Source organism: Bacillus cereus group sp. MYBK95-2, assembly GCF_051915225.1.
In the GTDB taxonomy this organism is placed as follows: domain Bacteria; phylum Bacillota; class Bacilli; order Bacillales; family Bacillaceae_G; genus Bacillus_A; species Bacillus_A cereus.
In genome coordinates this window covers 199811-221612 of sequence record NZ_JBQAEH010000001.1, presented here as the reverse complement: position 1 = coordinate 221612, position 21802 = coordinate 199811, and the positions used below count along the sequence as shown (strand labels likewise).

The following is a 21802-nucleotide window of genomic DNA, read 5'->3' as shown; positions in this document are numbered from 1 at the left end:
GGTATCTTCTTTCCTTTTTGCTATATTTGTTCTAATTAGTTATGTACTATGGGTGAATGCCGTTTTCTAATAGCTCAGTAAATGCATGAATATGAATAGGTTTACTGTAATAATAACCTTGAATAAACTGACATTTATTTTTTTGAAGGAAATTTACGTGCTCTTTCGTTTCTACACCTTCAGCAATGACAGACATTCCTAATGTATTTGCTAATGTGATGATCGTTTTAATAATTTCCATTCCATCATCACATGTTTCAGACATTGTAATAAATTCTCTCGGGATTTTTAACGTATCAATTGGATACAAAGGTAAGTAGGCTAGCGAAGAATAACCTGTACCAAAATCGTCGATAGAAATGTGAATCCCTAAACTTTTTAGTGTACGCAGTTTTATCAATGTTTCTCGCTCATCCATCATTGCAATTCGCTCTGTTAATTCAAGATCAAGAGAGCTTGCTGGTAAACCTGTATTTGTTAAAGTAGAAGAAATAGATTTTACAAAATCCTCTTGTTCAAATTCCTTAGCAGATAAATTTACACCTATTTTTAAATGTGAATATCCGAGTACGTGCCAACGTTTCATTTGTTTACAAGCCTGCTCTAATGTCCATTTACCTATTGAAATAATTTGTAGTGTTTCTTCTGCAATCGGAATAAACTCGTATGGAGAAATAATACCTAATTCAGGATGATTCCACCTAATTAAAGCTTCTGCACCGATAATTTTATTAGATTCACTATCAACTTGAGGTTGATACAAAAGGAACAATTCTTCATTTTGTAGTGCGTTTGGTAAATCTTTTTCTAATCGCAATCGTCTTTCAATTTTTTTAGCGATTACATCGTCATAAATAGATACAGAGTTAAGTTCTTTTGCTTTTGCATCATACATTGCAACATTAGCGTTTTTCAGAAGTGTAGCGGTATCGATTCCGGAATGTGGATAAATAGCGATGCCGATACTCAGTGATAAAGTTAATTTATGCTCATGTATGATAAATGACTTTTTCATGCATTTAAATAATTGGTTACATAATTGGAATAAGTAATCTTCGTCAGTATAGTTTTCAATTATGATTGTAAATTCATCGCCACCGATTCTTGAAAGATGAGTATGTGATGGAAGACATGATTGGAAGCGCTTTGCTACTTCTTCTAATATGTAGTCTCCTGATGAATGTCCAAGTGTATCGTTAATTGCTTTAAAGCGATCTAAATCTAAATATAATAATGCAAACTCGCTTTCTGTTATTTCAGCATTTTTTATAACTCTCTTTAATTTCTTATGGAAAAAGGCACGGTTACCAATTTTCGTTACAGTGTCATGGAATGCTAAATATTTTATTTCTTCTTGCTGTTTTTTTAGTGCAGTAATATCTTTCACCATAATATAGCTTCCTGAAATTTGTCCGTCTATTATAATAGGAATGATTGTAACGTATAAAAAATAAGTAAAGCCATCTTTATATTGAGAACTAAGTTGTAAGGATGCCGATTCTTGTTGTTTCACTTTCTCTAACGCCAATGCTAGCTTATGCTTATCTTCATCTAAAATAATCGAAAAACAAGTTTCACCGAGTAACTCATCTGTTGGTGCTCCAAGTAGTACACTCCCAGCCTTATTTACATTTAAGAATATTCCATTTAAATCAATGGTGAAAATAGGGTCAGGATGATATTCATATAATGATTTGAATTTTTGTTGTTTTTGAGAAAGAGCCTCTGATTTATGAACTAAATCAGAAGTCCGTAAAGTAACTTTTTCTTCTAGTTGGGCATTAAATGCCTGCAAACGTTTTGTTAAGGAATTGTTTTGCATACGTACGATAGAATGACGAATGAGTACGAAAATAAAAGTAATACAATTTCCTGTAATGAGAGTTGAAGATGATGTTTGTTCTTTTAATGTAAACCCGATTAGTATTGCAACAGCAAGATAGGGAAATACAACTAAAGCTTTTTTTCCTATTATAGGGTTTACAAGGAAATAATTTTTATGGCTATTATGATCTTCTGAAATAGAGCCAGCTATTGCAATAAGTAATATAGGTATTCTATATAAAAGACGTAATAATATTATCGTTTCAGTTGATAAGTGGTTATTTAAGTAAAAATAAATATAGTTAAAAGTTGCAGAACTTATTAATACAAAAATAAAGATATAAATTTTCCGTTTGGAATTAAAAATTGTTGGACGGAAAAAGAGACTAACACCTAGCAGTAGAAATAATAAATCTGCAATTGGGTATAAAAATGAAAGGAAAACATCTCCTAGTGAAAGAGCGAATATATTTAAATTTGGTTGATTAAATAAATACCATTCTAATGTAAATATGGAAGTAAGCACTATGCATATATCACAAATAAAGAACGCTTTTTCCCATTTATTGCATTCCTTTAAGATTTTATAGCAGAAAGCGATAAGACAGAAAAATAGAAAAAACATGTAAAATACATCAGAAACCGTAAAACGATGTATTGGAATTTCGAAGAAGCTATCTTGATATGTATATACTATTTTCCCTAATAAAAAACTACCAATTGCTATTGTAATACATATCCAAAACGGATTTGAACTGACTTTTTTAGAATATATAGAGTAAATCAGTGATACAAATGTAATGGCTTCAACGACAAGTGAAGCGAAGCGTACATCTGAATTTGAAAAATGAGTAGGGAACAGATAGAAAAACATAAAATAGATTGAATAGCATATTAATGTTCCGATTAATATACATAATTGTAAATTTTTATTTAATTTCAATGAAATCACCTTCTTTAATTATGCACTATGTTCGTTATATCTATACATAATAATATTATTTAAGAATTGTATCAGATTTCCTTATAAAAATCATGTTTATAAGGAAAGTGTTAAAGAGTGTAAGTATTCTTAAGGTTGAAAAAATATTGCGGTTGATAGTATAGACTGTATCAAGACTTTAAATAGAAATTGTATATTTAGTCATCCTTTGAATTGTAAAGTTTTTTTAGTGATTTGTAAGTGGAGATGCAAAATTGCATATAAAATGATGAGTATCTTTTTTTGGTGAGCTTTTTATTTTTAATCTGAAGATTAATATTTGTGAAAATGTTGAGAAAAGATATAAAATAAGAACGTGTATTCTTACAGAGTGGAATAGTATTGCCACTAAATAGGGAGGCTTTTTTATGATATATCGAATTAAAGATTCAGAAATATACTATGAAATTGTGGGAGAGGGTAAACCGGTCATTATCATACATGGCTGCGCCCCTGACCATAGGTTAATGATGAAATGTATGGAATCAGTATTTCAGAAATATGAAGGTTATAAGCGAATATATATTGATTTACCTGGAATGGGAAAATCGAATGCTCCAAATTGGATAAATAGTTCAGATCGTATAGTAGAAGTGCTTATCACATTTATTGAGGAAATCATTTCTACTGAAAAATTTTTATTGGTAGGAGAATCATATGGAGGCTATTTAGCCAAAGGTATACTTGCAAAGATGTTTGAGAGAGTTAGCGGATTACTATTAGTATGTCCTGTTGTTGTAGCGGAGCCAGAAAAAAGGATTCTTCCAGATAAACAGGTAATTGTACAAGATGAGGAATTTTTAAATACGCTCACTTCCACAGAAAGAGAGGAGTTTTGTGAGTTAGCTGTAATAGCAAATGAATATACATATAAGCGATTTAAAGAAGAAATTAAGCCTGGGTTAGATGTTGCTAATTATGAATTTATTGAAAGGTTGCAAAAGAATTACTCTCTTACTATGGATTTTCAGCATGAAAAATATGAAAATCCCGTTCTTTTACTGACTGGAAGACAAGATATATCAGTAGGTTATCAAAATATTATAGAAATTATTGAAGAATATCCAAGGGCAACATTAGCAGTGTTAGATATGGCAGGGCATAATTTGCAAATTGAGCAGCCTGAATTATTTGAGAGTTTAGTAGGAGAATGGATTAGACGAACAAATCAGCACAGTTTATAAAGTATTTTAGTATTACCCCTAAGTGTTGAAATGGGATAAATGAACGTGATTTATTAACTTATCTCGCTATTTGCCGGGCAGCCCGATTAGTGAGGGCTGATTAAAGTTTCACTTTATAAAAAATTTTAAGGAGAAATTATGAGCACATATATTTATATGGTTAGACATGGTGAATCACCAAAACTAGAAGGAAATGAAAGAATGCGTGGATTAACTGAGAGGGGACATATGGATGCCCGTAGAGTAACTGACATATTAAAAGCGGAGAGGATTGATACTTTTATTTCCAGTCCTTATAATCGGGCTATGCTAACGATAGAGGAGTCAGCTAATTTCCATGAAAAAGAAATAGTAGTATATGAAAATCTTAAAGAGTGTATGTTTTCAAGTGAGGATCAGGTTATATCAGACAAAGAGGTGTATCCACTTGTACAGAAGATGTTCTCTAATCCGGACTTTGCACGAACGGAAGGAGAGTCATATGCAGATTGCCAGAGAAGAGTAGTGAAAGTATTAAAAGAAATCTTAATGGATTTTCGAGGATGCAAAATTGTAATTGGTACACATGGGCTTGTCATGACATTAATGATGAACTATTTTGATAAACAATATGGTTTTGAATTTTTAATGAATACGTCAAAACCGGATATATATAAGATGGAATTTAAAGAAGAACAATTAATGAATGTAGAGAGATTATGGAAAGCTGAATAAAATTAGTTGCATGGATTTTGTTGTAAAAGTTACTTTTATAGCAAAGTCTTTTTTTGAATAGAAAGCATCTTTATCAACTATTGTTAGAATGTTAAATAAATAAGTAATTATTCAGTCTTTGAATAAATTATGGAGAAATTGGTTTAGGGAAACAATTTTAAATGTGTCAAAATTCCAAACGTTGGATTTATATTCAATAGGAGAAAAAGATGTAGAATTTTGTCTTACAGTCCCCGTTTACTTTTCATTTCATTACATATAGGCTTTGTGGTGTAAGGGAGGACATTGCCTTTACGTAAAATCTATAAGGAGGTCATTGTAATGAAACAGATTAAAAAGTTTGCGGGAGTTGCTTTAGCGGGGACGATTGGATTAAGTGGATTACTGTTTTTAGAACCAAGTGTAAGCGTTGCGGAAGCACAGCAAGTGAAAGTAGAAAATTTCAATACAATTGATGTAACGATGAATCTAAATGAATTGTATGTATTAAGTGGCAGAAGCATTGATATTCTTTCTGGAGATAAAGAAGCAATTCAGTTAAATAAATACACAATTAGTTTTAATAAACCTGGGAAGTATGTGATTAAAGTAAATGGCTGTATTTATGATGATGTATATACTTTTATTGTAAATGAGTAGTATATATTCTTAAATTGCGAGATAAAAACAGAAACACCCTATTTGCGATGAGAGTCGTAAATAGGGTGAATTTATTTGTATTAAGCTGTACTTTAAATATGTTCACTAATATTCTTTTTGTTATGTAAAAGTGTTAACAATGCAAATGAAATATACATCTTCACAGTCAAAAAAGTTAAAATATTTCGTTTTAAGGATTATAATGGAGGGAGGAACATAAAAGGGAGTGAATGAACTTGAAACAAGAACTTATTGAAAGATTTACGAGATATGTAAAAATTGATACGCAATCAAATGAAGAAAGTCATACAGTACCAACAACACCAGGACAAATTGAGTTTGGTAAGTTATTAGTGGAAGAGCTAAAAGAAATTGGTTTAACAGAAGTAACGATGGATGATAATGGCTATGTAATGGCAACACTTCCAGCTAATACGGACAAGGATGTTCCTGTAATCGGATTTTTAGCCCATTTAGATACGGCAACAGACTTTACAGGGAAAAACGTCAAACCACAAATTCATGAAAATTTTGATGGTAATGCAATTACGTTAAATGAAGAGCTAAATGTTGTGTTAACACCAGAGCAGTTCCCGGAATTACCATCATATAAAGGACATACCATTATTACAACTGATGGTACAACACTTCTAGGAGCAGATGATAAAGCTGGTCTTACAGAAATTATGGTTGCAATGAACCATTTAATACATAATCCGCAAATTAAGCACGGGAAAATAAGAGTAGCATTTACACCGGATGAAGAAATTGGTCGTGGGCCAGCGCATTTTGATGTAGAAGCGTTTGGTGCATCATTCGCTTATACGATGGATGGAGGTCCATTAGGTGGTTTAGAGTATGAAAGTTTTAATGCTGCAGGTGCTAAGTTAACGTTTAACGGAACGAATACACATCCTGGAACAGCAAAAAATAAAATGCGCAATGCTACTAAACTTGCTATGGAGTTTAATGGGTATTTACCAGTAGAAGATGCGCCAGAATATACAGAAGGCTATGAAGGATTCTATCATTTACTTTCTTTAAATGGTGATGTTGAGCAAAGTAAAGCATATTATATTATTCGAGACTTTGATCGTGAAAATTTTGAGGCACGTAAAAATAACGTTAAAAATATTGTGAAAACTATGCAAGAAAAATATGGCGAAGATGCAGTCGTTTTAGAAATGAATGATCAATACTATAACATGCTTGAAAAAATTGAACCGGTAAGAGAAATTGTTGATATTGCATATGAAGCAATGAAAAGTTTAGACATTGAACCAAATATTCATCCGATTCGCGGAGGCACAGATGGATCACAATTATCATATATGGGATTACCGACGCCGAATATTTTCACTGGTGGTGAAAACTATCACGGTAAATTTGAGTATGTTTCGGTAGATACTATGGAAAAAGCCGTTCAAGTTATTGTGGAAATTGCAAGACGTTTTGAGGAGCAAGCTTAAAAAAGAACCAAGTAGTACGAATGTGCTACTTGGTTCTTTTAATATAGTACTCGCCACAAATAAAAAGTCGCATAAGACTCCCAATTAGCCCAGTTTGCCGCGAAATCTTTTATTTCATTTTTTGTCGGTTTATTTTCGGAACCTGTTATAAATTTAATTGCATTATGCAGACCAACATCATCAATTGGAAAAGCCGAAGGAAATCTTAAACAACGCATTAAAACATAGTTGGCAGTCCATGGTCCTATACCATGGATAGCAGTTAATTGTTTCTCAGCAACCTTTACATCTTGTGTTTGCAGTAAATCCTCTTTTGATAATTTTCTCTCTGTAATAAGCTTCGCAATACCGATTAAATATTCACATTTTCTAGTCGTCATTTTTAATTGTTGAAGATTTTCTACATGTAGATTTGCAATTGTTTCAGGTGATGGGAATATCCAATGTTTTCTACCGTCCCATTCTACATAACTTCCAAATTGCTCAACTAATCTCCTTTTTAGTGTATAAGCATATGTTAGGTTAATTTGTTGACCGATAATTCCCCAGGAAAGTGCCTCAAATAAGTCTGGAATGCCTAAAGTACGAAGGCCATAATATTGTTCAATTGGTCCTTGAAGGAGTAAATCATGTTTAGCTAATGTATAAAATGGGGCTAAATCAGTAGTTAAATCAAACCATTCTTTTACATAGTTAACTACAGCTTCACGTATCGATTTTTCAGATGTATATGGTTCTTCTAAACAACGTATTTGAATATTCCCATCTGTATTCACACTAATTTCAACTAAAGGATTTACATCTTGAACAGGGATAACTTTATAAATTTTGTTATCTTCAATATGGAACATACATTCATTGTTAGAGCGTGATAGATAACGTAAATTTTCTTGGAAACAAAATTCTTTTGGAACTGCTATAGATAATGCGCTATTATATTCTGCTGTCATATGAATTCCACCTGCAACTTTTCTAATGTAAGCAATTTTTTCTTCATTTCTAATCCACCCCTAAATCCGGTTAGTTTCCCATTCTTCCCAATAACGCGGTGACAAGGAATGGTAATAAGAAGAGGGTTAGCAGCAATAGCAGAAGCAACGGCGCGCACAGCTTTAGGTTTTTGAATTCTTTCAGCAATTTCTGTATAAGAATATGTCTTTCCATAAGGAATTTCACGTACCGTATTCCAAACAGATAATTGAAAATTAGTTCCATAAGCATCGATAGGAAATGTAAAAGTTTCTCGCTTGTTTTCTAAATACTCGATAACTTCTTGCGTATATATTTGCAAGTAATCTGGACTATGGGTCAATATATGTTGGGGCAGTTTTTTTCTAGCCCATATATTTAATTCTTCAAAGTTTTCGTCTTGTGATCCAATGAAACATAGTCCATTTTCAGTTGCAGCAATATGAAATCGCCAATTTTTATGTGTAAGTAGCGTCCAATATATATAATTATTTTTGTAGGAATTCATTATCGTATCCCTCTTTCATTTCGTTCTTTTTTCGATATTCAGTAGGAGTAAATCCGGTTTTCTTTTTAAATAAAGTTGCGAAATACTCTGGGTTTTCTATCCCGACAGCAGTACTAATTTCTTTAATAGATTGATTTGTGTGTAAAAGGTATTCGGTTGCTTTAAGAACCCTGAATTGTTGTATATATTCTATAGGAGTTAACCCTATTATTCTTTTGAAAGTACGTTGTAAATGAAAAGGGCTACCGTGACACATTTCCGCAAGCATGTCGAGAGTTAAGGATTCGTCATAATGCTTTTCGATATAGTCTTTAATTTGTTCTACCCACTCTTCATTAGGTAAAGTGATCCCATTTGGCTTACAACGTTTGCACGGGCGAAAGTTCTCACTTAATGCTTGCTCTGCATGATGAAAAATTCGTACATTGTTTCTATTCGGTATTCTTGATTTGCATGATGGTCTGCAAAAGATTCCAGTTGATTTCACAGCATAAAAGAATTTGCTATCATAGGAAGAATCATTATGAATAATTGCTTGCCAATACTCATTTGTTAATGTAACTCCTTCATTGTGCATAGAACATCACCTCTGAAATTAGTATAACCTGAATAAAGTGCGTATGTATGTATTCATAAATGTAAGAGCAAGATTACAAAGGTGAAAATATGATTGTTTTCTATTTTGTGATAGCATGAAATTTGGAAATAAACATCAAGAGGAGGACTATAGATGAAGTTAATTTCATGGAATGTAAATGGTTTGCGAGCTGTTATCGCAAAAGGTGGATTTTTGGAATATCTTGAGGAATCAAGTGCTGACATATTTTGTCTACAAGAGATTAAATTACAAGAAGGGCAAATTGATTTAAATTTAGAGGGATATTATACATACTGGAATTATGCTGTGAAAAAAGGATATTCAGGAACTGCTATTTTTTCGAAAAAAGAACCGCTTTCAGTTACATATGGTTTAGGCATTGAAGAGCATGATCAAGAAGGGCGACTTATTACTTTAGAATTCGAAGATTTTTACATGATAACGTTATATACACCAAATTCAAAACGTGGATTAGAACGATTAGATTACAGAATGAAATGGGAAGATGATTTCAGGTCCTATATCAAACGATTAGATGAGAAGAAACCAGTTATTTTTTGTGGAGACTTAAATGTTGCTCATAAAGAAATCGATTTGAAAAATCCGAAAAGTAATCGTAAAAATCCTGGATTCTCTGATGAGGAACGAGAGAAATTTTCATGTATTTTAGAAGAAGGATTTATTGATACATATCGTTACCTTTATCCTAATCAAGAAGGTGCATACTCGTGGTGGTCGTATCGTATGGGCGCGAGAGCGAAAAATATCGGATGGCGTTTAGATTATTTTGTTGTTTCGGAAAGAATGAAAGACCAAATAACAGAAGCGAAAATTAATAGTGAAGTAATGGGGTCAGACCATTGTCCAGTTGAATTACATATAAATTTCTAAAAAAAGAAGTATCTCCCTAATATTAGGGAGATACTTCTTTTTTTAATTCAGTTTGTTAAAATTTTTCAAATCATTCTTGAAATAATTTCATATTAAATATATACTTAGTAACGATAATCATTATCAGTGAAAATGATTATCAAGTGATGAAGTCGTAAAAGAATTATAGTCTAGGGGAAGTGAACGGGAATGAGTTCTGGATAAAATTATTAATCTAATGAAATATATATATGGGACAAAGTTCATATAGTTAAATTTTATTGAGAATATAGTTTGAAAATTCGAGAGGAGACATATAAAGATGAACAAGAAATTATTTACTTTAGGGATGGTTACAGTTTTAAGTGTAGGTTTAGCGGCATGTAATAGTGCGGATAAAACTTCAGGCGAGCAAAAACAACAGACAAAAGCTACGGAAACGAAAAAAGATGAAAAACGAAAAATCACATATTTAGGTAAAGAGTATACAGTGCCAGCAAAAGTAGATAAAATTGCGACAGCTAGTTTAGAGTCAATGGAAGATGCGGCAGTACTTGGAATTAAACCAGTTGGTGCCATTACTGTAGGTGGTAAATTACCAAAATATCTTGAAAAAGAGTTAGAAGGTGCTAAATCTGTTGGTGAGAAAATGCAACCCAATTTCGAAACATTACTACAATTAAAACCAGATGTTATTACATCGAGTACGAAATTCCCAGCAGAAACAGCTGAAAAGTTTACGAAAGTAGCTCCTACATTCCCGGTATCACACGTTTCAACAAATTGGGAAGATAACTTAAAGTTAATGGGAGAATTAACTGGTAAAAAAGATAAAGCAGAAAAAATTATTAAGGATTACAATTCGGACGCTGAAAAAGCAAAAGCAAAACTAGGAGATAAGTTAAAAGATAAAAAAGTACTTGTCATAAGACTAAGAGCAAACGAATTATTCCTATATCCAGAAGGAGTATACTTCAACCCTGTAATTTATAAAGATCTTGGACTAACTGCTCCAGAACAATTGAAAACTGTAAAAGCACAAGAGAAAATTTCATTTGAAAAACTTGCTGAACTTAACCCAGATTATATTTTCTTACAATATGAGGCAAGTGAAAATAAAAACCCGAAAGTGTTAGAAGAAATTGAAAGTAATCCAATTTGGCAAAGTATGAATGCTGCGAAGGAAAAGAAAGTATTTGTAAATGTTGTAGATCCAATGGCACAAGGTGGTACAGCTTGGAGTAAAACAGCATTCTTAAAAGAAGCCGTGAAAAATTTATCTAAATAATACAATAAGTAAGGTGCGTTGAATGATATGCAGAAAACAAATGCAGTACCAGTAACTATATTATGTATAGCACCCATACTCATCTTATTTACAATTATACTTTCGATTTTGTATGGGGCAAAAAGTATTGACGCTGAAACAGTGTGGAACGCATTATTTCATTTTGATTCAAGCGATGTAAATCATAATATTATTATTACTTCACGTTTACCAAGGGTAGTTGCAGCTCTTTTAGTCGGAGCATTTCTAGCCATATCAGGAGCACTTATGCAGGGGATGACAAGAAACTATCTTGCATCCCCTTCTATTATGGGTGTGACGGATGGCGCTGCCTTTGTTATTACACTTAGCATGATTTTTCTTCCGGGAATGTCATCAATTGGTATGGTTGTATGTTCAATGATTGGTTCTGCACTAGGAGCCGGTATCGTGTTTGGTTTTGGTTCGCTCCTTCAAAATGGCTTATCACCAGTTAGGTTAGCGATTATAGGAACAGTTATTGGAACATTTTTAAGTAGTGTATCGGCTGCAATGGCTTCGTATTTCCAAATTTCTCAAAATGTTAGTTTTTGGTTTAATGCAAAGTTAGATCAAGTAGATCTTAATATCATTAAAATCACGATACCGTTTGGGATAATTGGAATAATTTTAGCATTGTTAATATCAAAATCTATTACCATTCTTTCATTAGGCGAAGAGGTTTCTATTAATTTAGGGCAACGTACAAAACTAGTTAAAGCGATGGCAATTTTATCGGTAATTTTCTTAACAGGAACAGCAGTTGCTTTAGTGGGGAAAGTTGGTTTTGTAGGTTTAATTATTCCGCACATTACGCGCTTTATAATTGGGGTAGATTATAAGTGGATTTTGCCATGTGCAGGTGTTATTGGTGGCGTTTTCTTAGCGTTATGTGACGTTTTGAGTAGATTTGTAAACTATCCATTTGAAACACCTATTGGAGTCGTTACCTCTTTAATTGGAATTCCTTTCTTCCTTTATTTAATCCGTACTAGAGGAGGAGAGAGACATGCTTAAAAGTTCAAGTCAACGTTTCGGAATGACGATGGGGATTATTATATTTTTAATACTATGTGCTATTTATATTAGTTTAACAAATGGTACGTTCGACATTACGATTACAGATATATTTAAAACACTGTTTAGAATTGATCCAGTACCAGAACATGATTTAGTTATTTTTGAGTTTCGCCTTCCGCGCATCGTAATTGCTGGATTAGTAGGATTAGGCCTTGGTGTTGCGGGTGCCGTTATTCAAGGGATTACGAGAAATGGGTTGGCGGACCCAGGTATTTTAGGCGTAAATGCCGGAGCAGGAACAGCGATTGTCATTTTTATGTTTTTCTTTCAAGGGCAATTAAAAAGCACAGACTGGGTTTCTATTATGATGATGCCAATGCTTGGTTTAGTAGGCGGATTAGGTGCAGCTATCATCATTTATCTGTTTTCTTGGAAAAACGGTAAATTAGATTCGCAGCGACTTTTATTAACAGGGATTGCAATTGGATCAGGATTTGGAGCCTTTTCTATGTACTTATCACTCAAAATGAAGTCAACTGATTTTGAAATGGCCGCAGTGTGGGTGTCTGGAAGCATATATAGTGCAAACTGGAAGTATATTGTGGCTATGTTACCATGGCTTATTATCTTAATTCCGCTTATACAAAAGAAAGCTTATTTATTAGATTTATTTCAATTGGAAGAAACGAGTATTACAAGTTTAGGTGTTTCAGTAGAAAGAGAGAAATCGATTTTACTATTAAGTAGTATCGGGCTTGTGAGCGCATGTGTTGCTGTTTCAGGGAGTATCGGTTTTATTGGCTTAATGGCACCGCATATAGCGAAAAGGCTTGTCGGTATTCAACATAAGTATATAATTCCTACGTGCGGCGTAATCGGAATGTTTCTTGTAATTGCTTCAGACTTTATTGCGAAAACAGTTTTTACACCTGTAGAGCTACCAGTTGGAATCGTTATTTCTATTGTCGGTGTACCGTATTTCTTATATTTACTTTATAAGGCGAAAGCGTAAGAGGAGGAATAAAAGTGAGTATTTTAAGTGCAAAAAATTTAGAAACAAGTTATGAAAAGCTTACAGTGTTTCGCGATTTAAATGTGGAAATACAAGAAGGAAAAGTAACGACAATTATAGGTCCAAACGGTTGCGGTAAATCGACATTGTTAAAAACAATGGGAAGAATTTTAAAACAAAAAAGCGGTAAAGTATATTTGCAAGGACAGGATTTACATACAATTCCAACGAAAGAAATTGCGAAGCAGTTAGCTTTACTCCCGCAAACTCCAATTGCACCAGGTGAGCTTAAAGTGGAAGAATTAATTTCTTATGGACGCTATCCACATCGAAATAACGTAAATAAGTTAACGACAAAAGATAAAGAAATGATTGATTGGGCATTAGATATAACGAAAACTTCTGAATTTCGAACGAGACAAATTGCAAATTTATCAGGTGGTCAAAGACAAAAGGTATGGCTAGCGATGGCATTAGCACAAGAGACAGAAGTGTTGCTATTAGATGAGCCAACTACATACCTTGATATGTCTCATCAATTAGATGTATTACAAATTGTGGAGAAGTTAAATAAAGAACATAATTGTACGGTTGTTATGGTATTACATGATATTAACCATGCATCAAGGTTTTCAGATGAAATTATTGCAATGAAGGAAGGCGAAATTGTTACAACTGGTAGCCCAGAAGAAATCATTACAAATGAAGTGTTAAAAGAAGTATTTCATATTGATGCGCGTGTCATGATTGATCCGCATAATGGGGCTCCTGTTTGTTTCGGTTATGATAGCGTTGTATCTCAAGAAGAAAAAATCGAAATATATGTAACAAGTTAAAAGGGGGGGATAGGGTGAATACTACAATTGAAAAACAGCAGATTATAACATCTAATACAGAGCAGTGGAAAATGTATTCAAAATTAGAAGGTAAGGAATATCAAATTCATATTTCAAAGCCGAGGCAACCAGCACCGGATTCAGGATATCCCGTTATTTACGTATTAGATGGCAATGCCTTTTTTCAAACATTTCATGAAGCAGTTAAAATACAATCAGTAAGAGCGGAAAAAACTGGTGTTTCACCAGCTGTTATAGTTGGAGTGGGTTATCCGATTGAAGGCGCATTTTCAGGGGAAGAAAGGTGCTATGATTTTACGCCTAGTGTAATTTCAAAAGATGCCCCTTTAAAACCAGACGGTAAACCGTGGCCTAAAACAGGAGGAGCACATAATTTCTTTACTTTTATTGAAGAAGAACTGAAACCACAAATTGAAAAGAATTTTGAGATTGATAAAAGTAAGCAAACGTTATTTGGACATTCTTTAGGTGGACTATTTGCTTTGCATATACTATTTACAAACTTAAACGCTTTTCAAAATTATTTTATTAGTAGTCCATCTATATGGTGGAATAATAAATCCGTTCTTGAAAAAGAAGAGAACCTTATACATGAATTAAACAATGCTAAGTTTGAAACAGGAGTGTTCCTTACAGTTGGATCACTTGAACGAGAGCATATGGTTGTAGGTGCAAATGAATTATCAGAGCGCCTTCTCCAAGTAAACCACGATAAACTTAAATTTAAGTTTTATGAAGCTGAAGGGGAGAATCATGCATCTGTTGTGCCGACGTCTTTAAGTAAAGGATTGAGGTTTATTAGTTACGTATAGGAAAAAAGGTTATGGATGAAACATTCCATAACCTTTTTTAATGTGTAGAATTGTCCTTTTCGAAAGTTTTGTTTCAACTTTTCGTCTAAAGAGACAAAAAGTTGTCACAAAACGGTCACAATTAGCATAAACATAAAATAGACGAAATGAACTTATTTCCAAAAAGGCTTGGTTTATTCCGATCATGATTTGTAGAGCTGAAAAAGTATGGATGAAAAGTTCACTATATTCCCAAGGAGGTAGATCGTATGAAAACTATTCTTGCTATCGCTGGACTTATTTGGGTTCTATCACATGGCATTCCAATTTATGAAGGAGAACAAATTCGCAGTGCTCTAAATAAAAATTTTAATGAATATCATATCATTGATCGGCAAGATAATGTTGTGACAGTTCGAGTAAATGACTGTTTTCATACGGTAACCGTTGAAGGAACTTCAGTAGTGAATGATACAAAAGTATGTGATCAGCAATAATTATATATGGAAAGAAAAAATTCTCAGGTTAAATATCTGAAAATTTAAATTAAAACATTATAGACGAAGAATAAGCGGGGGCGGGTAATCCCCGCTTATTCTTGTTTCACTTTATTGAATTTTGATGAGAGATATAATGATTTTTTGACAAAAAGGAAAGGGTATACTGAAAATTGAGATTAAGAAGCTAATGCGTTGTTAAGAATAATCATAAAGTGTAAATATACTCTTATGGGGTATCATGCGTAGATATTTAATGCTATAATTGATATACTCATAAAAAACAATTGTTTTATTGGATGAAGAGAAACTTTAAGAAGGTGATAATATGGATCATAAAGAGCATGAAGCAGTAACACATAGATCAGAAAAAGAAAAAGAACAGATTATAAATAGATTAAAGAGAATTGAAGGACAGGTCCGCGGTATTCAAAACATGATTGAAAATGATCGTTATTGCGTAGATATTTTAGTGCAAATTTCAGCGATTAATGCAGCGATGAAAAAAGTAGGAATGGGCGTTCTCAAAAATCATACGAGTCATTGTGTTTCAGGAGCTATTAAAAATGGAAATGGTGACGAAGCAATTGAAGAATTAATGACAGTATTTGAACGTTTTTCAAAAGCGTAAAAACAAGCTAGTATTTAACTGGCTTGTTTTTTTGTTTACCCTCATATTGGATTTGGGTGTATTGTAGTGAAAAAGTGTGTGTAAAATAAACTTTTAGAAAATAATTGAAAAATCATGATACAAAACCATTGATTACCTTAGGGGGGTATGGTAAGATGTAATTGTGATTAACAAACAATGAATAAACAAGAGGAGGATTTTAAATGGAACAGTTAACATTACAGGTTGAAGGTATGTCTTGTGGACATTGTGTAAATGCTATCGAAAGCAGTGTGAAAGAGCTAAACGGTGTTGAACAAGTGAAGGTTCAATTAGCAGAAGGAACTGTTGAAGTTACTATCGACTCGTCTGCTGTAACATTAAAAGATATCGTTGCTGTAATCGAAGATCAAGGATACGATGTTCAATAATTATTTTTAGATATGGAAATAAATCGTACTTTAAATGAAGTACGATTTATTTTGCTAATCATTATACCTCATAAGGGTATATAGAGGTGAGAGACATGAATGAAAAAAAAGAGGCCAATCTTCAAATATCAGGAATGACATGTGCGGCATGTGCAAATAGAATTGAAAAAGGTCTAAAAAAAGTAGAAGGTGTTCATGAGGCAAATGTAAATTTTGCGCTTGAAAAAACAAAAATAATGTACGATCCAACTAAAACAAATCCGCAACAATTTAAAGAAAAAGTTGAATCATTAGGATATGGAATTGTAAGTGATAAAGCTGAATTTACTGTTTCAGGAATGACATGTGCAGCATGTGCAAATAGAGTTGAAAAGCGTTTAAATAAGTTAGATGGTGTGAACAAGGCGACAGTAAATTTTGCTTTAGAATCAGCCACAGTAGACTTTAACCCTGATGAAGTTAATGTAAATGAAATGAAGAGCGCGATTACGAAGCTAGGATATAAATTAGAAGTGAAACCAGATGATCAAGATGCATCAACTGATCATCGATTACAAGAAATTGAAAGACAAAAGAAGAAGTTTATTATTTCGTTTATTTTATCTTTCCCATTATTGTGGGCAATGGTTAGTCATTTCTCATTTACGTCATTTATTTATTTACCGGATATGTTAATGAACCCTTGGGTGCAACTAGCACTTGCAACTCCTGTTCAATTTATCATTGGTGGACAGTTTTATGTTGGGGCTTATAAAGCGTTACGCAATAAAAGTGCTAATATGGATGTTCTCGTGGCGCTTGGAACGTCGGCCGCGTACTTCTATAGTGTATATTTAAGTATTCAATCTATTGGTTCTTCGGAACATATGACAGATTTATATTTTGAAACGAGTGCGGTACTTATTACATTAATTATTTTAGGTAAATTATTTGAAGCGAAAGCAAAAGGGCGCTCATCAGAAGCAATTAAAAAATTGATGGGTTTACAAGCGAAGACAGCTACAGTTGTGCGAGATGGAACAGAAATAAAAATTTTGATTGAAGAAGTAGTAGCTGGTGATATCGTCTATGTAAAGCCTGGTGAAAAAATACCAGTAGATGGTGAGATTGTAGAAGGAAAGTCAGCAATTGATGAATCGATGTTAACGGGTGAAAGTATTCCTGTTGATAAGTCAATTGGGGATGTAGTAATAGGTTCGACAATAAATAAAAATGGATTTTTAAAAGTGAAAGCAACTAAGGTAGGAAGAGATACTGCATTAGCTCAAATTATTAAAGTAGTAGAAGAGGCACAAGGTTCAAAAGCTCCTATTCAAAGGGTAGCAGATCAAATTTCAGGTATTTTCGTACCGGTTGTAGTTGTGATTGCGATTATCACATTTGCAGTATGGATGATATTTGTTACACCTGGTGATTTTGGCGGAGCACTTGAGAAAATGATAGCAGTACTTGTTATTGCTTGTCCATGTGCATTAGGTCTTGCAACGCCTACATCTATTATGGCAGGATCAGGAAGATCGGCTGAGTATGGTATTTTATTTAAAGGTGGAGAGCATTTAGAAGCAACGCACCGATTAGATACGGTTATTCTAGATAAAACGGGTACAGTGACAAATGGGAAGCCGGTATTAACAGATGTAATTGTAGCAGATGGATTCAATGAAAATGAACTGCTTAGATTAGTAGGGGCAGCAGAAAGAAATTCTGAACATCCGCTTGCAGAAGCGATTGTAGAAGGAATTAAAGAAAAGAAAATTGATATCCCGAGTTCAGAAACGTTTGAAGCGATTCCGGGATTTGGTATCGAATCAGTTGTAGAAGGAAAACACTTATTAATTGGTACACGTCGATTAATGAAGAAATTCAATATTGATATTGAAGAAGTTTCTAAATCAATGGAAGCGCTAGAACGAGAAGGAAAAACAGCAATGCTTATTGCAATCGATAAAGAATATGCTGGTATAGTTGCCGTTGCAGATACTGTGAAAGATACTTCAAAAGCAGCTATCGCAAGACTGAAAAAAATGGGTCTAGACGTTGTGATGATTACAGGAGATAATACACAAACTGCTCAGGCAATTGCAAAGCAAGTTGGTATTGATCACGTAATTGCAGAAGTATTGCCAGAAGGAAAAGCAGAAGAAGTGAAAAAACTGCAAGCAAATGGTAAGAAAGTAGCGATGGTTGGAGACGGGATAAATGATGCTCCTGCTCTTGCTACAGCGAACATTGGTATGGCAATTGGAACGGGAACGGATGTAGCGATGGAAGCAGCGGATATAACGTTAATCCGCGGTGACTTAAATAGTATTGCTGATGCGATATTTATGAGTAAAATGACGATAAGAAATATTAAACAAAATTTATTCTGGGCATTAGCTTATAACGCGTTAGGAATTCCAATTGCGGCATTAGGTTTCTTAGCCCCTTGGGTTGCTGGAGCAGCGATGGCATTTAGTTCTGTATCCGTTGTATTAAATGCATTACGATTACAAAGAGTTAAATTAAAACCTTAAAAAGCTACATTAAGTAATTGAATAGAATTAAAAAACAATACTTGAATAAGTATTGTTTTTTTGTTCGTATAGAAATTAAAACGATATAATAAAGCAGAAATATAGAATCGTATGTAGTAGAAAAGTTAAGAGGTAGTTTGGTAAGGAGACTTATATATGTTAAAAGATATTATAATTAGAACATTCCAGAAAAAAGATTTAGATCAAGTATTACAATTGTTCTATGAAACAGTTCATACGGTTAATGCAAAAGATTATAATGAGTTACAGCTACAGGCGTGGGCACCGGAGCGACTAGATAGAGAAAATTGGTTACAGTCTTTAGAAAAGAATATTAGCTATGTAGCGGATCATAAAGGTATGATTGTGGGGTTTGGGGATTATAACGATGATCGTTACGTAGATCGTTTATTTACGCATAAAGATTATCAAGGGAAAAGAGTCGCTTCATACATACTACAGAAGTTAGAAAAAGAAGCAGTGAACTTGGGACATAGGGAGATATATACAGAGGCGAGCATTACCGCAAAACCTTTTTTTGAAAGTAAAGATTTTATTTGCATAAAAGAACAAAAGAAACAGCATAATGGTCAGATTTTTATTAATTATGTTATGAAAAAATATCCTTCTCATAAATGAGAAGGATATTTTTCATTATTTTACAGCTTCTTTTAGTTCTTTACCAGCTTTGAAAGCAGGTACTTTAGAAGCTGCGATTTGCATTTCTTCACCAGTTTGTGGGTTACGGCCTGTACGAGCAGCTCTTTCGCGAACTTCGAATGTACCGAATCCGATAAGTTGTACTTTTTCACCAGCAGCTAAAGTGTTAGTGATTGATTCTACTACAGTTTGTACAACTACAGTAGCTTCTTTTTGAGAAATCTCAGCATTTTGTGCTACGTTTTTAATTAATTCTGTTTTGTTCATGTTTTTCACCTCATATGTAAATAATGCTATTTAAGTTGTTATTATAACGTATAAAACATTCGAGAACAAGTGTACGTACATATATTCGCAAAAAAAATGAAATTTGTAATATTTTTAGGGTTCTTTATAGACATTCTATTTAAGCCGACAGAGATTTGTTCTTCATTTCAGTCTTCTCTTGATAAGAAGATAGTTTCTTATTATAAGATATGAAGTAAGGTAGTGCTACAAATAACATACCTCCTACTAAATTTCCAAAGAAAACAAAAATAAAGTTTGGAAAATATTCAGCCCAAGTGAAATGACCGGCAAAAATTGCGGCTGGGATGACAAACATATTTGCTACAACGTGTTGAAATCCAATCGTAACAAAAGTCATAACTGGGAACCAAATACCGATAATCTTTCCGATAAATTCTTTACTTCCCATACTGAGCCAAACAGCTAAACAAACGAGCCAATTACATCCGATTGCAGAAATAAATGCTTGCAATGGTGTATCTTGTAGTTTCGCTTGAGCGATAGAAATAGTTTTCGCTAAAAAAGCTCCTTCAGTTAAGCCAACGATATGGCCAAAAAAGTAGGCTACAAATACAGCCCCTATGAAATTGCTAAACGTAACAATAACTAAATTTCGTATGAAATGAAATAAAGTAATTTTCTTTTGAAGCCAAGCCATAGAAACTGTCATCATGTTACCAGTTACTAGTTCACCGCCTGCAAGAATAACGAGAATAAGACCGATAGGGAATACAGCAGCGCCTAGAAAACTAGTAAATGATCCCCAATATTTTGGCATTGTTCCAATAACATGAATATCGAGTAAATACCCTAATGCGATAAAAGCACCGCCAAAAAAACCGAGAATTAGCATAGGGAGTAATGATAAATGAGCTTTTTTCCTTCCGGAATTCGCAGCAAGTTCCGTAATTTCTTCTGGTGTAAATACAGACATGAATAACCCCTCCGTAATAAAATGATGGAATGAATAGAAAAAGATTCGAAAATATATGTATTATAAAAATATGGTATGACTTCTGTATAAAATTGTCAAAGTGAATAGGGAGGAAATTACATATTAATAACATTGTTCATGTTGTCACATTAATGTAACAATAAGGATTTAAAGTGTTTCTAGAGGTGAAAACATGAATACGAATCATGTAAAAAAAGAACGAAAAAAATCAATCGTAAAGATATTTATTATTAGTTTTATAAGTATATTAATGATACTAGTAAGTTTGTATTATTATGCGACAGAAATAGAACGAAAACTAGTAACAGTTACATGGAATGAAATAGAAGCTTCTGCAATTCCTAAAGAATTTAATAATAAAAAAATATTACAGTTTTCAGATGTACATTTAGGGCCAGAGTTTACATTGAAGCAACTTGAACATTTGGTGGAGAAGATGAATGAATTACATCCAGATATAGTAGTTTTTACCGGAGATTTAATAGATAAATTTGGTTCTTATAGTGCAGAAAGAGAGGGAGCGAAGGCTATTTTGCAGAAAATTTATGCTCCCTTAGGGAAATATGCTGTGTTTGGGAATCATGATAGGGGCGGGGGCGGTAGTTTATTTTACAAAAAATATATGGAGGAAGCTGGTTTTTCTGTATTAGTAAATGAAGTGCAGAAAATTAAAGTGGAAAACGGCAAATATATTACAATATCAGGTTTGGATGATTTTCTATTAGGGAAGCCGAAAATAGATTCAACTTTAAAAAACTTGAAACAAAATGATTTCAACATGTTATTAGTACATGAGCCGGATGTTGTAACCAAAATAAATCGTTACCCAGTTGATCTTCAACTGTCAGGACATAGTCACGGAGGACAAGTCCAAATCCCTTTTGTAGGTCCGTTAATTACTACCAAACTAGCTGAGAGTTATGTTGAAGGTATGTATGAAGTGGAGGGGAAGAGTAAGCAGTTATATTTATATGTAAATCGTGGTATTGGGACTACTAGGATGCCTGTTAGATTTTGTAGTGTACCTGAACTTTCAGTTTTTGTGTTGAAGCAAAAGAGTGACTAGAATATTTAACAATATGATTCGGAGGAACGTGCGATG

The 21802-nt window shown here is 33.4% G+C and carries 22 protein-coding genes; 16 read left to right on the top strand and 6 right to left on the bottom strand.

Features of this window, described 5'->3' with window-relative positions; all coding sequences use genetic code 11:
* Positions 1-46: 46 nt before the first annotated feature.
* Complete coding sequence (locus ACTFN4_RS01080) at positions 47-2767, bottom strand: sensor domain-containing protein (RefSeq protein ID WP_000773558.1); 2721 nt, start codon at positions 2765-2767, stop codon at positions 47-49.
* Positions 2768-3174: 407 nt separating this feature from the next.
* On the opposite strand from ACTFN4_RS01080, the gene ACTFN4_RS01075 reads away from it, so the two are divergent.
* The 4 genes from ACTFN4_RS01075 to pepT all read left to right on the top strand — a co-directional run bounded on the left by ACTFN4_RS01075 (position 3175) and on the right by pepT (position 6812).
* Positions 3175-3990 (top strand): alpha/beta fold hydrolase, encoded by an 816-nt coding sequence (locus ACTFN4_RS01075; protein ID WP_000640346.1) that lies wholly within the window; start codon positions 3175-3177, stop codon positions 3988-3990.
* A 138-nt stretch (positions 3991-4128) separates the two neighbouring features.
* Positions 4129-4704, top strand: a complete 576-nt coding sequence (locus ACTFN4_RS01070; protein WP_000109179.1) for a histidine phosphatase family protein — start codon at positions 4129-4131, stop codon at positions 4702-4704.
* 321 nt (positions 4705-5025) lie between these two features.
* Positions 5026-5343 carry a hypothetical protein gene (locus ACTFN4_RS01065; protein WP_000809495.1) on the top strand — a complete coding sequence of 106 codons (318 nt, stop codon included), beginning with the start codon at positions 5026-5028 and terminating at the stop codon, positions 5341-5343.
* 236 nt (positions 5344-5579) lie between these two features.
* A complete protein-coding gene (gene pepT / locus ACTFN4_RS01060) occupies positions 5580-6812 on the top strand; it encodes a peptidase T (RefSeq protein ID WP_002164459.1) in 1233 nt (410 codons plus the stop codon).
* A 38-nt stretch (positions 6813-6850) separates the two neighbouring features.
* Here the strand turns inward: pepT and ACTFN4_RS01055 are convergent, their stop codons facing one another.
* From ACTFN4_RS01055 to ACTFN4_RS01045, 3 genes are read right to left on the bottom strand one after another with little or no spacing between them, the layout of a single operon-like run.
* Positions 6851-7762, bottom strand: coding sequence for a DNA glycosylase (locus ACTFN4_RS01055; protein ID WP_000123504.1), 912 nt, complete (start codon positions 7760-7762; stop codon positions 6851-6853).
* Positions 7759-8289 carry a methylated-DNA--[protein]-cysteine S-methyltransferase gene (locus ACTFN4_RS01050; RefSeq protein WP_001089840.1) on the bottom strand — a complete coding sequence of 177 codons (531 nt, stop codon included), beginning with the start codon at positions 8287-8289 and terminating at the stop codon, positions 7759-7761. The genes ACTFN4_RS01055 and ACTFN4_RS01050 overlap by 4 nt, the downstream gene beginning before the upstream one ends.
* Positions 8270-8866, bottom strand: a complete 597-nt coding sequence (locus tag ACTFN4_RS01045; protein ID WP_000551322.1) for a bifunctional transcriptional activator/DNA repair enzyme AdaA — start codon at positions 8864-8866, stop codon at positions 8270-8272. The genes ACTFN4_RS01050 and ACTFN4_RS01045 overlap by 20 nt, the downstream gene beginning before the upstream one ends.
* A gap of 153 nt (positions 8867-9019) precedes the next feature.
* On the opposite strand from ACTFN4_RS01045, the gene ACTFN4_RS01040 reads away from it, so the two are divergent.
* The 11 genes from ACTFN4_RS01040 (at position 9020) to ACTFN4_RS00990 (ending at position 19436) form a co-directional block, all read left to right on the top strand.
* The gene (locus ACTFN4_RS01040; RefSeq protein ID WP_000767621.1) at positions 9020-9778 is read left to right on the top strand and encodes an exodeoxyribonuclease III; all 759 of its coding nucleotides are present in this window, start codon (positions 9020-9022) and stop codon (positions 9776-9778) included.
* A 301-nt stretch (positions 9779-10079) separates the two neighbouring features.
* Positions 10080-11045, top strand: coding sequence for an iron-hydroxamate ABC transporter substrate-binding protein (locus tag ACTFN4_RS01035; protein ID WP_001035506.1), 966 nt, complete (start codon positions 10080-10082; stop codon positions 11043-11045).
* Positions 11046-11072: 27 nt separating this feature from the next.
* Positions 11073-12080 (top strand): FecCD family ABC transporter permease, encoded by a 1008-nt coding sequence (locus tag ACTFN4_RS01030; RefSeq protein ID WP_001173041.1) that lies wholly within the window; start codon positions 11073-11075, stop codon positions 12078-12080.
* Entirely contained in the window at positions 12073-13095 is a 1023-nt protein-coding gene (locus ACTFN4_RS01025) for a FecCD family ABC transporter permease (protein ID WP_439962031.1), read from the top strand. Before ACTFN4_RS01030 ends, ACTFN4_RS01025 begins: the two co-directional genes overlap by 8 nt.
* Positions 13096-13109: 14 nt before the next feature.
* Positions 13110-13931 carry an ABC transporter ATP-binding protein gene (locus tag ACTFN4_RS01020; protein ID WP_000025765.1) on the top strand — a complete coding sequence of 274 codons (822 nt, stop codon included), beginning with the start codon at positions 13110-13112 and terminating at the stop codon, positions 13929-13931.
* A gap of 14 nt (positions 13932-13945) precedes the next feature.
* Positions 13946-14764 (top strand): alpha/beta hydrolase, encoded by an 819-nt coding sequence (locus ACTFN4_RS01015; RefSeq protein WP_001098322.1) that lies wholly within the window; start codon positions 13946-13948, stop codon positions 14762-14764.
* Between the two features lie 248 nt (positions 14765-15012).
* On the top strand, positions 15013-15240 hold the full coding sequence (locus ACTFN4_RS01010; RefSeq protein ID WP_000849103.1) for a hypothetical protein: 228 nt from the start codon (positions 15013-15015) through the stop codon (positions 15238-15240).
* A gap of 328 nt (positions 15241-15568) precedes the next feature.
* Positions 15569-15871 carry a metal-sensing transcriptional repressor gene (locus ACTFN4_RS01005; RefSeq protein WP_000349637.1) on the top strand — a complete coding sequence of 101 codons (303 nt, stop codon included), beginning with the start codon at positions 15569-15571 and terminating at the stop codon, positions 15869-15871.
* A gap of 203 nt (positions 15872-16074) precedes the next feature.
* Positions 16075-16281, top strand: coding sequence for a copper chaperone CopZ (gene copZ, locus ACTFN4_RS01000; protein ID WP_000436973.1), 207 nt, complete (start codon positions 16075-16077; stop codon positions 16279-16281).
* Positions 16282-16376: 95 nt separating this feature from the next.
* Complete coding sequence (locus ACTFN4_RS00995) at positions 16377-18797, top strand: heavy metal translocating P-type ATPase (protein WP_001003178.1); 2421 nt, start codon at positions 16377-16379, stop codon at positions 18795-18797.
* A 156-nt stretch (positions 18798-18953) separates the two neighbouring features.
* Positions 18954-19436: a GNAT family N-acetyltransferase gene (locus ACTFN4_RS00990; protein WP_000910167.1), complete on the top strand. Its 483-nt coding sequence runs from the start codon at positions 18954-18956 to the stop codon at positions 19434-19436.
* Positions 19437-19451: 15 nt separating this feature from the next.
* Here ACTFN4_RS00990 and ACTFN4_RS00985 read toward each other — a convergent pair whose 3' ends face one another.
* Complete coding sequence (locus ACTFN4_RS00985) at positions 19452-19724, bottom strand: HU family DNA-binding protein (protein ID WP_001043904.1); 273 nt, start codon at positions 19722-19724, stop codon at positions 19452-19454.
* Positions 19725-19863: 139 nt separating this feature from the next.
* Complete coding sequence (locus ACTFN4_RS00980; protein ID WP_086401011.1) at positions 19864-20679, bottom strand: formate/nitrite transporter family protein; 816 nt, start codon at positions 20677-20679, stop codon at positions 19864-19866.
* Positions 20680-20872: 193 nt separating this feature from the next.
* Here ACTFN4_RS00980 and ACTFN4_RS00975 point away from each other — a divergent pair, with 193 nt between their 5' ends.
* The gene (locus ACTFN4_RS00975; protein ID WP_001095336.1) at positions 20873-21766 is read left to right on the top strand and encodes a metallophosphoesterase; all 894 of its coding nucleotides are present in this window, start codon (positions 20873-20875) and stop codon (positions 21764-21766) included.
* The last annotated feature ends 36 nt before the right edge of the window (positions 21767-21802 follow it).